12 protein-coding genes are annotated in these 12,561 nt (G+C 74.1%); 8 read left to right on the forward strand and 4 right to left on the reverse strand.

Features of this window, described 5'->3' with window-relative positions; all coding sequences use genetic code 11:
• The first annotated feature begins 94 nt into the window (after nt 1-94).
• From JD78_RS05375 to JD78_RS05385, 3 genes are all read left to right on the forward strand, one after another.
• Nucleotides 95-2,182: an elongation factor G-like protein EF-G2 gene (locus JD78_RS05375; RefSeq protein ID WP_153361880.1), complete on the forward strand. Its 2,088-nt coding sequence runs from the start codon at nt 95-97 to the stop codon at nt 2,180-2,182.
• The gene (locus JD78_RS05380) at nt 2,179-3,822 is read left to right on the forward strand and encodes an SLC13 family permease (protein ID WP_153361865.1); all 1,644 of its coding nucleotides are present in this window, start codon (nt 2,179-2,181) and stop codon (nt 3,820-3,822) included. Before JD78_RS05375 ends, JD78_RS05380 begins: the two co-directional genes overlap by 4 nt.
• 101 nt (nt 3,823-3,923) lie before the next feature.
• Nucleotides 3,924-5,129 carry a cation:proton antiporter domain-containing protein gene (locus JD78_RS05385; RefSeq protein ID WP_153361866.1) on the forward strand — a complete coding sequence of 402 codons (1,206 nt, stop codon included), beginning with the start codon at nt 3,924-3,926 and terminating at the stop codon, nt 5,127-5,129.
• A 58-nt stretch (nt 5,130-5,187) separates the two neighbouring features.
• Here JD78_RS05385 and JD78_RS05390 read toward each other — a convergent pair whose 3' ends face one another.
• Nucleotides 5,188-5,682 carry a MarR family winged helix-turn-helix transcriptional regulator gene (locus JD78_RS05390; RefSeq protein ID WP_153361867.1) on the reverse strand — a complete coding sequence of 165 codons (495 nt, stop codon included), beginning with the start codon at nt 5,680-5,682 and terminating at the stop codon, nt 5,188-5,190.
• Nucleotides 5,683-5,778: 96 nt separating this feature from the next.
• Between JD78_RS05390 and JD78_RS05395 the strand changes: the two genes are divergently transcribed.
• The 5 genes from JD78_RS05395 to JD78_RS05415 all read left to right on the forward strand — a co-directional run bounded on the left by JD78_RS05395 (nt 5,779) and on the right by JD78_RS05415 (nt 10,761).
• Nucleotides 5,779-6,276: a pyridoxamine 5'-phosphate oxidase family protein gene (locus tag JD78_RS05395; protein WP_153361868.1), complete on the forward strand. Its 498-nt coding sequence runs from the start codon at nt 5,779-5,781 to the stop codon at nt 6,274-6,276.
• A complete protein-coding gene (locus JD78_RS05400) occupies nt 6,273-7,007 on the forward strand; it encodes an NAD(P)-dependent oxidoreductase (protein WP_153361869.1) in 735 nt (244 codons plus the stop codon). Before JD78_RS05395 ends, JD78_RS05400 begins: the two co-directional genes overlap by 4 nt.
• A gap of 224 nt (nt 7,008-7,231) precedes the next feature.
• Nucleotides 7,232-8,281 carry a TIGR03885 family FMN-dependent LLM class oxidoreductase gene (locus tag JD78_RS05405; protein WP_166521008.1) on the forward strand — a complete coding sequence of 350 codons (1,050 nt, stop codon included), beginning with the start codon at nt 7,232-7,234 and terminating at the stop codon, nt 8,279-8,281.
• Nucleotides 8,282-8,292: 11 nt separating this feature from the next.
• Nucleotides 8,293-9,972 carry an alpha-amylase family protein gene (locus JD78_RS05410; RefSeq protein ID WP_153361870.1) on the forward strand — a complete coding sequence of 560 codons (1,680 nt, stop codon included), beginning with the start codon at nt 8,293-8,295 and terminating at the stop codon, nt 9,970-9,972.
• A 144-nt stretch (nt 9,973-10,116) separates the two neighbouring features.
• The gene (locus JD78_RS05415; RefSeq protein ID WP_166521009.1) at nt 10,117-10,761 is read left to right on the forward strand and encodes a hypothetical protein; all 645 of its coding nucleotides are present in this window, start codon (nt 10,117-10,119) and stop codon (nt 10,759-10,761) included.
• 54 nt (nt 10,762-10,815) lie between these two features.
• On the opposite strand, the gene JD78_RS05420 is transcribed toward JD78_RS05415, so the two are convergent.
• The 3 genes from JD78_RS05420 to JD78_RS05430 all read right to left on the reverse strand — a co-directional run bounded on the left by JD78_RS05420 (nt 10,816) and on the right by JD78_RS05430 (nt 12,524).
• Nucleotides 10,816-11,298 (reverse strand): SRPBCC family protein, encoded by a 483-nt coding sequence (locus tag JD78_RS05420; protein WP_153361872.1) that lies wholly within the window; start codon nt 11,296-11,298, stop codon nt 10,816-10,818.
• Nucleotides 11,295-11,669, reverse strand: a complete 375-nt coding sequence (locus JD78_RS05425; RefSeq protein ID WP_153361873.1) for an ArsR/SmtB family transcription factor — start codon at nt 11,667-11,669, stop codon at nt 11,295-11,297. Before JD78_RS05425 ends, JD78_RS05420 begins: the two co-directional genes overlap by 4 nt.
• Before the next feature lie 102 nt (nt 11,670-11,771).
• Complete coding sequence (locus JD78_RS05430; protein WP_153361874.1) at nt 11,772-12,524, reverse strand: ANTAR domain-containing protein; 753 nt, start codon at nt 12,522-12,524, stop codon at nt 11,772-11,774.
• Between the last annotated feature and the right edge of the window lie 37 nt (nt 12,525-12,561).

Below are 12,561 nucleotides of genomic sequence, written 5' to 3' on the forward strand. Positions count from 1 at the left end.
TCCCCGGCCGGGCAGGGGCCTCCGACCCTTGCCCTCGCACGTGATCCAGGCCACAGTGGCCACTCGGGACGACGTCGTCTGCACGGAGGTCCAGGTGGCCGGTCAGGGCAGGGAGAACGGCAGGGACAGGCCGGGCGCTCCTGCGCCCCGCCCGCCGGACCGGGTGCGCAACGTCGCACTGGTCGGACGGGCGGGGGCGGGGAAGACCACGCTGGCCGAGGCGCTGGCGGCGGCGACCGGGGCGGTGCCCCGGGCCGGGCGGGTGGAGGACGGCACCACCTGCCTGGACACCGACGAGGTGGAAGTGCGGCTGCAGCACTCGGTGACGCTGCACGCGGCCACCGTGGAGCACGACGGCCACCGGATCACCCTCTTCGACACCCCGGGGTCGCCGGACTTCCTCGGCGAGCTGCGGGCCGCGCTGCGCGCCGCCGACGCCGCGCTGTTCGTCGTCTCCGCCGTGGCCGGGGTCGACGCCGGCACCGTCACGCTCTGGGACGAGTGCGCGGCGGCCGGCCTGCCGCGCGCCGTCGTCGTCACCCAGCTCGACCGGCCCCGGGCCGACGTCGCGGAGGTGGTCCGCGCCTGCGCGGCCCAGTTGGGCGCGGGCGTGCACCCGGTGCAGCTGGTCGACGGGGGCGCCCTGGTCTCGCTGCTCGAACCCCAGCCGGGCACGCCGGACGCCGACCGGCTGCGCGCCGAGCTCATCGAGGCGGTGATCGCCGAGAGCGAGGACGAGACGCTGATGGAGCGCTACCTCGACGGCGCCCCGATCGGCCTGCCCGAGCTGGTCGCCGACCTCGAGACCGCGGTCACCCGGGGGGCCTTCCACCCGGTGCTGTGCGTCTCCCCGCTCACCGGGCTCGGCGTGGACGCACTGCTGGACCTGCTGGTCACCGGCTTCCCGTCGCCGCTGGAGCGGCCCTGCCCGCCGGTGCTGCGCCCCGACGGCAGCCCCGCCGGCCGGGTCTCCTGCGACCCCGACGGCCCGCTGGTGGCCGAGGTGGTCAAGACCACCACCGACCCCTACCTGGGCCGGATCAGCCTGGTGCGGGTCTTCTCCGGGCGGCTCCGGCCGGACATGCCGGTGCACGTCTCCGGGCACGGGCAGGGGCACGGGTGGGGCGACCGGCACCCCGACCACGACGCCGACGAGCGGGTGGGCGCGATCTCCGGCGCGCTCGGCAGCGTGCTGCGCCCGGTGGCCGAGTGCCTGGCCGGTGACGTGTGCGCGGTCGCCCGGCTGGCGACGGCGGAGACCGGGGACACCCTGTCCGACCCCGAGCGACCGCTGGTGGTCCAGCCGTGGGACCTGCCCGTGCCACAGCTGCCGGTCGCGGTGGCGGCGGCCTCCCGCACCGACGAGGACCGGCTGGCCGCGGCGCTCGCCCGGCTCACCCTGGAGGACCCCATCGTGCGGGTCGAGCGGCGCACCGACACCGGGCAGCTGCTGCTGTGGTGCACGGGCGACGCGCACGCGGAGGTGCTGCTGGAGCACCTGCGCACCCGCTACCAGGTCACCGTCGCCACCCCACCGGTGCGGGTGGCGCTGGTGGAGACGCTCGCCGGGCCGGCGACGGTCACCGCCCGGCACGTGAAGCAGTCCGGCGGGCACGGCCAGTACGCCGTTGTCGTGGTGGAGGGCCGGCCCGGGCCGCCCGGGTCGGGGATCACCTTCGACCAGCGGGTGGTCGGCGGCGCGGTGCCCGGGCAGTTCCACGGCAGCGTGGAGAAGGGCATCCGCACGCAGGCCGCCCGCGGGGTGAGCCCGGACCGGCCGCTGGTCGACGTCGCCGTCACCCTGGTCGACGGCAAGGCGCACTCGGTCGACTCCTCCGACGCGGCCTTCGCCGCCGCCGGTGCGCTGGCGCTTCGCGAGCTCGCCGCGACCGCCGGCACCCGCGTGCTGGAGCCGTGGTGCCGGATCGAGGCGGTCGTGCCGGTCGACGCGGTGGGCCCGGTGCTCGGCGACCTCGCCGGCCGGCGGGCCCGGGTGACCGGCAGCGACGTCGGCCCCGGCCGCGAGGAGACGACGGTGCGCGCCGAGGTGCCCGAGCGGGAACTGCTCGACTACGCCCGCGCGCTCCGCTCGCTCTCCCACGGCACCGGCCGGTTCCGCCGGGAACCGCTGGGTCATGAGCCGGCGCCGGCCGCGGTCGCCGCCGAGCTGCAGCCCGCGTGAGCGCCGAGAGCGGCACCCGCCCCGAGCGGACCGGCTCCTCGGCGTCACGGGCCGGGGAGCCGGTCGACCAGGACCAGCCCGACGTCACCGACACCGCCGTCCCGCCGCGGCGGCAGTGGGCCGGCCGCATCGGCGGCCCGGTCGCCGCGCTCGTCGTCTACTTCCTGCTCCGCCAGAGCGACGACCTGAGCACCGCCGGGCGCACCACCGCGGCGATCGGGGTGCTGCTCGCGGTCTGGTGGATGACGGAGGCCCTGCCGTTGCCGGCGACGGCGCTGGTGCCGATCGTGGCGTTCCCGCTGCTCGGGGTGCTCCCGGTCGGCGAGGCCACCGCGCCCTACGCCGACCCGAACATCTTCCTGTTCATGGGCGGCTTCATGATCGCGCTGGCGATGCAGAAGTGGGAGCTGCACCGGCGCATCGCACTGCTCACCGTGCGGGCGGTCGGCACGGAGCCGAACCGGCTGATCGGCGGCTTCATGGTCGCCACCGCGTTCCTCAGCATGTGGGTGAGCAACACCGCCACCACCGTGCTGATGCTGCCCATCGGGCTCAGCGTGCTGCTGCTGGTGCTGGACCGGGTGGGCGCCGGGGACGAGGACGCCGCCGCCGCTGACCAGGCCCGAGGAGGGACGACGGCGGTCACCGAGGCCATCAAGGACAAGGACACCCGCAATTTCGCCGTCGCGCTGATGCTGGGCATCGCCTACGCCGCCAGCATCGGCTCGCTCGCCACGCTCATCGGCACCCCGCCCAACCTGATCCTGGCGGCCTTCGTCCGGCAGAACTACGACATCGTCCTGGGGTTCGGGGAGTGGATGCTGCTCGGCCTGCCGCTGGCGGTGGTCTTCCTCGGGCTCGCCTGGCTGGTGCTCACCAAGGTGGCCTTCCGGTCCGGTCTGCGGGAGATCCCCGGGGGTCGGCAGGTCATCCAGTCCGAGCTGGACCAGCTCGGGAAGATGTCCCGCGGCGAGTGGACCGTGCTCGCGGTGTTCGTCGTCACGGCCCTGCTGTGGGTGTTCCGGCAGCCGCTGACCGGGTGGGAGGCGCTCACCGACGTGCTGCCGTTCGTCGCCGAGCTCAGCGACCCGGCCATCGCGATCGCGGCCGCGATCGCCCTGTTCCTCATCCCGGTGAAGGCGCGGGAGGGCGTCTCGGTGCTGGACTGGCACACCGCCCAGCAGCTGCCCTGGGGGGTGCTGCTGCTCTTCGGCGGCGGGCTGAGCCTGGCCGCCGCGGTCCAGGAGAGCGGGCTGGACGAGTACATCGGCGGCCAGGTGGGCGCGGTCGGGGCGCTGCCGGCCATCGTGCTGGTGTCCATCACCGCCGGCGTGGTGCTGCTGCTCACCGAGGTCACCAGCAACACCGCCACCGCCGCCGCCTTCCTGCCGGTCCTCGGCGGGGTCGCGCTCGGGCTGGACCTGCTGCCGCTGGTGCTGCTGGTGCCCGCGGCCCTGGCGGCCACCTGCGCGTTCATGCTCCCGGTGGCCACCCCGCCCAACGCCATCGTGTTCGGCTCGGGCTACGTCACGATCGGGCAGATGCTGCGGGCCGGTGTCGTCCTCAACGTGATCGGCATCGTGCTGATCACCGCCGCGGTCTACCTGCTCGGCGGGGTCGCGCTCGGCATCACGTTCTGAACCGGTCGTGTTTCCCGCCGACCGGTCGGTGGGCACGGGGCGCCGGGGCGCGGTGACCGGCACGTCGTCCGCCATCCACCGGAGCCGGGCGAGGAGGACCAGTGCAGGACCTGCACCTGGGGTATGCGCTGGTCGGCAGCCTGGCGGTGGTGCTGGCCGCGCTGTCGAGCAAGATGCGCGACCTGCCCGTCAGCGAGCCGCTGCTGGCGATGGTGCTCGGCGTCGTCGTCGGCCCGCAGGTGCTCGGGTGGATCGAGATCGCCGACGCCAGCCGCTCGACCCTGGTCGAGGAGACGGCCCGGGTGCTGCTGGCGGTCTCGCTGATCGGGGTGGCGCTGCGCTACCCGGTGCGCCGGCTGCGGCCGATCATCACCCCCACGACCCTGCTGGTGACCGCGGGGATGGCCGGCATGGCGCTGCTCTCGGCCGGGGTGGCCTGGCTGGTCCTCGGCGTGCCGGTGGCCCTCGCCGCGCTCATCGGTGCGTGCATCACCCCGACCGACCCGGTGCTCGCCTCCAGCGTGGTCACCGGCGAGCCGGCCGAGGAGCACCTGCCGGCGCGCACCCGGCAGCTGCTCTCCGCCGAGTCGGGCACCAACGACGGGCTCGCGCTGCCGCTGGTGCTGCTCGGGATCGCGCTCGTGCTGGGCGAGTCCCTGGGCCACGCGGCCCTCGACGGCCTGTACCAGGTCGTCGTCGCCGTGGTCATCGGCGCCGTCGTGGGGCTGCTGGCCGGGCGCGCGGTCAGCTTCGCGCAGAGCCGCGACGACGTCTCCGAGGGTGCGTCGCTGGTGTTCACCCTGGTGCTCGCGGTCGCGGTGCTGGGCATCGCGCGGCTGGCGAACGCCGACGGGATCCTCGCGGTGTTCGTCGCGGGGCTCGCCTACAACTTCGTCGTCAGCCAGGACGACGTCGGCCCGCAGAACACCATCGACGAGGGGGTCAACCGGTACCTGGTGCTCCCGCTGTTCCTGCTGCTGGGCATCCTGCTGCCGTGGTCGGCGTGGGGCGATCTGGGCTGGGGTGTCGTGGTCTTCCCGATCGCGGTGCTGCTGCTGCGGCGGCCCCCCGTGCTGCTGGCGCTGATGCGGCCGCTCGGGCTGGAGCTGCGCGATGCGGTCTTCCTGGGCTGGTTCGGGCCGGTCGGGGTGAGCGCGCTGTTCTACCTCTCCTTCAGCGAGGAGGAGGGGGTGACCGATCCCCGGCTGTGGGCGGCCGGCACGCTGGTGGTCGCGGCCAGCACGCTCGCGCACGGCGTCACCTCGGCACCCGGCCGCCGCCGCTACCGCCGTGCGGCGGGCAGCTGACGGGGCCGGCGTGACGAGCTGGCTGCTGGTGCACCCACCACCGGCGACGGTGGGCGGGTCAGGCGTCGCCGTCTGACGCGGGGTACAGGCTGGCGTCCGGCCGGGGCGCGTCGCTGGTGGCCCGGACGATCTTGAGCAGCAGCTCGTTGAGCTGCCGGCTCTCGTCGGCGGTCAGCCCCGCGTCACCGAGGTCGCTCGTGGCCTGGGCGACTCCCCACACGGCGTCGAGCGTCTGCCGGCCGGTGTCGGTGATCTGCACCGGGTTGCGTCGACCGCGGGCGCGGGCGCCGGTGCGGCGGATCAGGCCCCGCTGCTCCATCCCGTCCAGCAGCGGGGACATGCTCTGCGGCCGGACCAGGACCGCGCGTGCGATCTCGGAGGTGGTCATCTCCGGGTAGACCGCGAGGAACGCGAGCACCCCGAAGTGGATCGGGTTGATCCCGTGGTCGGCCAGGGCGAGCGTCATCCGGTACCCGGCGAACCGGGCCACCCGGACCAGGTTCCAGGTCAGCACCCCGTCGAGGCCCGGGTCCGCGTCGTCCGATGGCTGCACGCCCACATCCTGCCCGGGCTCCTCCGGCGCCGGGTTGCCGGATCGCCCTCGAGGCGTAACTTACAGAGGTCTGTAACTCCACCGAGGGGACCGATCATGCCCGACACCACGACCAGCGACCGGCAGCACATCGCGGACCTCGTCAGCAAGGCGAAGGTGGCGATGCTCACCACGATGACGCCGGAGGGCAGGCACGTCAGCCGCCCGATGGCCCTGCAGGAGGCCGAGTTCGACGGCGACCTGTGGTTCTTCGCCTCCGCGGACTCCGCGAAGGTGCACCAGATCGAGGCGGCGCCGGCGGTCAACGTCTCCTTCTCCGACACCGGTGACCACTCGTGGACCTCCATCGCGGGCACCGCGCACGTCGTCTCCGACCGGGCGAAGGCCGAGCAGCTGTACACGAAGGTGCTCCAGGCCTGGTTCCCCCAGGGGCTCGACACCCCGGGGCTCACGCTGATCCGGGTCGAGGCCGAGAGCGCCGAGTACTGGGAGGGACCGAGCAGCACGGCGTCCTACGTCCTGCAGACGCTGCGTGCCGCGGTCACCCGGGACGCCGACCGGGACCCGGTCCGCAACGACACCGTCGACCTGTGACCGGGAGCCGGACCTCCCCGCACGGCGACGCGGGCGGCCCGCGGCACGCGAGGCTGCTCGTCCTCGGAGCGAACGGCCCGACCGGTCGGCGGGTCGTGCAGCAGGCCCTCGACCGCGGGCACCGGGTGAGCGCGCTGACCCGGCACCCCGAGTCGTTCCCGATCCGGCACGACCGGCTGCACGTCCTCGCCGGTGACGCCACCGACGAGCGGGTGATCGACGCCGCGGTCGCCGGGGCCGACGCGGTGGTCTGCGCGATCGGTGCGTCCTTCACGCGACGACCCGTGCAGGTCTACTCGGCGAGCGCCCGGCTGCTCGTCGAGGCGATGACGCGCCACCAGCGGCGGCGGCTGGTCGTCGTGACGTCGTCCGGGTTGGGGCCACCGGACCCGGACGCCGGGGTCGTGGGCCGGGCGTTCCGCCTCCTGATGCGGCAGTACGTCGGCAGGACCGTCTACGACGACATGGCCGGGATGGAGGTGCTGGTATCGGCCAGCGATCTGGACTGGACGATCGTCCGACCGCCCGGGCTGACCGACGCACCCGGCACCGGGTACGCGGTGGCGGACACCGAGATCGACGCCGCCTTCTGTGCCCGCGAGGACCTCGCCGGCATGCTCCTCGACCAGCTCGACGACGACCGGTTCGTCCGGGGGATCGCCGCCGTCGCCACCCCGGGTCTCCGCGTCGGCGCCGGGTACATGCTCTGGCACGAGGTGCTCAAGCGCTGACGCTGCCGCGCGACGGGCCGACCCACGGGCGCGACCCATCTGGACGTGGCGTTGGGTCCGGCGGCGGCGGCGGCGGTGGTGGCGGTGGTGGCGGTGATCACCTCGGCCCGAGCGGGGCGTCCCGGCAGGTGACCACCCCGCTGGAGCCGGGTGGTCACCCGCCCGCGGTCGTTGCGGCCTGCACCCACCCGGCGGGTGATCGCCGACGCCGGTAGGCATGCGGCATGACGGTGCTGGGCTTCCACAACTCCCACGAGCAGGTGCACCCTGCCGACCTGCTGCGGGCGGTGCAGCACGCCGAGCAGGTCGGCTTCACCGCGGCGATGTGCTCCGACCACCTGGAGCCCTGGAACGAGCGGCAGGGCCAGTCCGGTTTCGCCTGGTCCTGGCTGGGCGCCGCGCTGGCCACCACCGGGCTGCCGTTCGGGGCGGTCAACGCCCCCGGCCAGCGCTACCACCCGGTGATCGTCGCCCAGGCGATCGCCACCCTCGGGTCGATGTTCCCGGGCCGGTTCTGGGTGGCGCTGGGCTCCGGTGAGGCGATGAACGAGCACGTCACCGGGCACGTCTGGCCGCGCAAGGAGCTGCGCGACGCCCGGCTGCGCGAGTGCGTGGACATCATCCGCGCGCTGCTGGCCGGTGAGGAGGTCAGCCACGACGGGCTGGTCACCGTCGACCGGGCGCGCATCTGGACGCGGCCGGAGCAGCAGCCGGCGCTCATCGCCCCGGCCGTCTCGGCGCGGACCGCCGCTCGGCACGCCGAGTGGGCCGACGGGCTGGTCACCATCAACCAGCCGCACGACGTGCTGCGCGAGGTCGTCGCCGCCTACCGGGACGCCGGCGGGCAGGGCACGCTCACCATCCAGGTGCACGTCTCCTACGACCCCGACCAGGAGAAGGCGGTCGCGATCGCGCACGACCAGTGGCGCAGCAACGTCTTCCCGCCGCCGCTGTGCTGGGACCTGGACACCACCCGCGCCTTCGACCAGGCCAGCCAACACGTGCGGCCCGAGGACATGGGGGAGTCGGTGCGCATCTCCAGCGACCTCGGCCAGCACGCGGCCTGGATCGCGGAGTACGTCGACCTGGGGTTCGACCAGGTGTACCTGCACCACGTGGGCCAGGAGCAGCTGCCGTTCCTGGACGCCTTCGGCGAGCACGTGCTGCCGCAGCTCGACGTCACCGCACCCGCCCCGGCCGTGGCCATCGACCCGCCCGGCCCGGCCGAGCCGCGCCGTCCGGCGCAGGTGCCCGAGCCCGCCGTCCTGGACTGAGGAGCTGACCCGTGCGGATCACCGACACGAGCGACCTGTGGTGGAAGAACGCCGTCGTCTACTGCCTGGACGTCGAGACGTTCATGGACTGGGACGGCGACGGGGTCGGCGACCTGGAAGGCCTGGCCCAACGGCTGGACCACCTGGCCGACCTCGGCGTCACCTGCCTGTGGCTGATGCCCTTCTACCCGACCGCCGGGCGGGACGACGGCTACGACATCACCGACTACTACGGGGTCGACCCCCGGCTGGGCACGCTCGGTGACCTGGTGGAGGTGATCCGGACGGCGAAGGACCGCGGCATGCGGGTGATCGCCGACCTGGTCGTCAACCACACCTCCGACCAGCACCCCTGGTTCCAGTCGGCCAAGGCGAGCAAGGAGTCCCCGTACCGGGACTTCTACGTGTGGCGCGAGGACGAGCCGCCGGACACCAGCGACCAGGTGGTCTTCCCCGATGCCGAGGACGGCATCTGGACGCACAGCCCGGAGACCGACACCTGGTACCTGCACCGCTTCTACGCCGAGCAGCCCGACCTCGACGTCACCAACCCCCGGGTCCGGGACGAGATCGCCAAGATCATGGGCTTCTGGCTGGAGCTCGGCCTGTCCGGCTTCCGCGTCGACGCGGTCCCGTTCCTGCTGGAGACCGCCGGGGTGGACGAGGAGTCCGCCCGGCACTTCCCCGACCCGCACGCCTACCTGCGCGCGCTGCGCGCCTTCCTCGGCCGGCGCACCGGCTCCGGGGTGCTGCTGGGGGAGGTCAACCTGCCGTTCGAGCAGCAGGCGGACTTCTTCGGCGGTTCCGACGGCGACGAGCTGACCATGCAGTTCGACTTCAACACCATGCAGCAGATGTACCTCTCGCTGGCCCGCGGCGATGCCGGGCCGCTGGCCGCCTCGCTGGCTGCACGTCCGGAGATCTCCCCGGACAGCCAGTGGGGCACCTTCGTGCGCAACCACGACGAGCTGACCCTGGACAAGCTCGCCGACGACGAACGCGCCGAGGTCTTCGCCGCCTTCGGGCCCGACCCGGACATGCAGGTGTACGACCGCGGCCTGATCCGCCGGCTGCCGCCGATGCTGGCCGGCGACCCGCGGCGGGTGCGGATGGTCTACAGCCTGCTGTTCTCCCTGCCCGGTACGCCGGTGCTGTTCTACGGCGAGGAGATCGGCATGGGGGAGGACCTCTCGGCCGGCAGCCGGCTGTCGGTGCGCACCCCGATGCAGTGGACCAGCGGGGCCACCGGCGGGTTCTCCGACGCCCCGGCCGACCAGCTCACCCGGCCGGTCGTCGACGGCGGCTTCGCACCCGAGTTCGTCAACGTCGCCGGCCAGCGCCGCGACCCGGACTCGCTGCTGTCGTTCATGAAGCTGCTGGTCCGCCGCTACCGGGAGTCCCCGGAGCTGGGCTGGGGCGGGTTCCAGCTGCTGGAGCAGCCGCACGCCGCCGTCCTGGCGCACCTGTGCACCTGGGACGACGGCGCCCTCGTCGCCGTGCACAACCTGGGCGCCGAGCCGCTGACGGTGCCGCTCACCGTGCCCGGCTGCGGCGCCACCCACCGGCTGGAGGACCTGCTCGCCGCGGGCGGTGTGCAGCTGGCCGACGACGGCTCGGTCGAGCTGGCGCTGGAGGGCTACGGGTTCCGCTGGCTGCGGGTGGTCGCGGAGGACAGCCGGCGGCTGCTCTGATCCCGCACGCTGACGCTCAGGTCGTGATGGACCACGGTCGGTCACTCCCCGCCGGGATCCCACCCGCCTCGCCCGCCACACCCGCCCGCCTCCGGCGCTGTGTCGGAGGTGCGACCTACCGTCCGCGCCGAGGTGATCGAACAGATGAGTGACGAGCGAGAGGCCCGCGGTGGGGCGACCGCCCTCGCGGCGGTCCAGGAGAACGCCGAGCCGACGGAGGCGCCGGCTGCCGAGCCGGCGACGGCAGGAGGCCCGCAGGCGACCGGCCCGGTGCCGACGGTCGACGCGCCGCCGGTCCCGGCGCCGGCGCGGGCCGACCAGTCGGCGCCGCCGGAGTCGGAATCGTCCCCGGCTGGGGCGGGGGACGGGACTCCCGCGGGCCCGCCGCACCCGACGACGCCGGTCGACGTCCGACGGCGGCCGCGGCCGCGGTTGCGCCGGCCCGACCCGATGATCCGGATGGGCCCGTGGGCGCCGGTCGCCGGTGCCGGTGTCGGGCTGCTGCTCGGCCTGGTCGTGGTGCTGTTCCTGGCCCCGGCGGTGGACACCTTCGACCAGCGGCTGTCCCTGGTCTTCGTGGTGCTCGGGCTGTCGCTGCTGGGCGCCGGTGGCACGCTGCTCGCCGACGAGGTGCGGCTGCTGCGCCGCGGGGCGCAGGCCGCGGAGGCGCGGGCGGCGAACGTCGGGGTGATCGCCGGCCTGCTCAACGGGCTCACCCCGGCCCGGCTGCTGATCACCGCCAGCGCCTTCGTGCTGCTGCTCAGCGCCTACGTCACCGGCGGCAGCTGACCGTGCGGTTCCCGGCCCCGCGGGGCCGGGAACCGCACCGTCGGGCTGGTGTCCTCAGTGGGCCAGCAGGGCGTCGAGGCGTTCGTAGCCCTCGCGGACGCCGGTCTCCATGCCGCTGGCCAGGAACGCGTCCCGGCCCTCGAACGAGTCGACCAGCGAGGTCGCGGTGAGGCGGGTCCGTCCGCCGGGCAGCTCCTCCAGGACCAGCCGCTCCAGCGCGACGTCGTCCGGCATGCCGTCGTAGGTGAAGGTCTGCACGATCAGCTGGGCCGGGCGGACGTCGTGGAACGAGCCGTGGAAGGCGTGCTCCTCGCCGTCCCTGGTGTGCACGTAGCGGTAGGAGCCCCCGGTCCGGCAGTCGTAGTGCTCCATCCGGGTCTCCATGCCGTGCGGGCCCTGCCACCGGGCGACCAGCTCGGGGTCGGTGTGGGCCCGGAAGACCTTCTCCGGCGGGGCGTCGAACTCGCGGGTGATCCGGACGAGCGGGACGTCGGGGTCGGCGACGATCCGGGTCTCGCGGGCGCTGGTGCTGGTCATGACGGACCTTCCTTGCCTGGGGTGGGGGAGACGTCGTCCGGCAGCGGCTCGTCGGGCATCGCGGCGAGCACGTCGTCCAGCCGGCGGTAGCGCTGCTCGGCCTCGCGGCGGTAGCGCTCGATCCACGTCGTCATCAGGTCGAAGACCTGCGCTTCCAGGTGCACCGGGCGGCGTTGGGCCTCCCGGCTGCGGGTCACCAGGCCGGCGTCCTCGAGCATCCTGAGGTGCTTGGACACCGCCTGGAGGCTCACGTCGTAGGGGGCGGCGAGCTCGTTGACCGTGGCGTCGCCGACGGCGAGCCGGGCCACCATGTCGCGCCGGGTGGGGTCGGCCAGGGCCGAGAACACCCGGGACAGGTCATCCGCCGCCACCGGACCTCCTCTCTTCCTCAACCGATTGGTTGAGGAAGGGTGGGGCGGGCGGCAGCCTGTCGTCAACCAGTCGGTTGAACGATGCGGGGGGAGGCTCCCGGGTCAGCTCTGCCCGTCGGCGGGCACCCGGAGGGCGTCCAGCGGCAGGAGGCCGGTGACCAGGTCGGCGGCGACGTCGTCCACCATGCGTTCCTGGGCGAAGGCGTGGGCCTTCAGCAGCGCCAGCGCGTCCTCGCTGTCGAGCCCGTGCGCCACGTTGACCATGCCCATCGCCTGCCAGACCCGCGCCCGGCGCATCGCATCGGGCCCCTCCCACCAGCCGCGACCCGGGTCCGGCTCGGCGTCAGCCGTACCCCGGGCGGCGACGGAGAGCTCGCGGCTCACCGCGACCACGACGTCCAGCACCTCGTTCCGGTCGATCGCCGGCAGCGCCTCGGGATCCTGGACGTACAGGTCGAGCACCACCAGCGGCCCGAGCGGGGGCAGCAGCGGCACCGAGAGCACCGCGCGGAACGGCGTCGTCGTGGTGAGCGCCGCATGCAGGTCCGGCCAGTTGCGGGCGATCTCGCCCTCGTCGAAGGCGATGGCGACGCCGTCGTCGTGCGCCCGGATGCAGGGGCCCACGCCCTGGGTGAACTGCAACCGCTCGGCCTGCGCCGCTACGGGGTCACTGGCGCCCAGCGGCGTCCGCAGGCCGCCCATGTCGTGGATGCCCAGACCGGCGCCGTCCACCGGCAGCGTCGCAGCGCAGGCGCGCGCCAGCCGGACGCCGAGCAGTTCCGGGGCCTGCAGCTCCGGCGGTGCCTGCTCCAGTTCTCGGGCGAAGCGGTCGGCAGCGGGGCCTGGGGCGGTCATCGGTCCTCCGTGGGTCGGTACTGCTGTGCCGCGGGCA

Source organism: Modestobacter roseus (genome assembly GCF_007994135.1).
In the GTDB taxonomy this organism is placed as follows: domain Bacteria; phylum Actinomycetota; class Actinomycetes; order Mycobacteriales; family Geodermatophilaceae; genus Modestobacter; species Modestobacter roseus.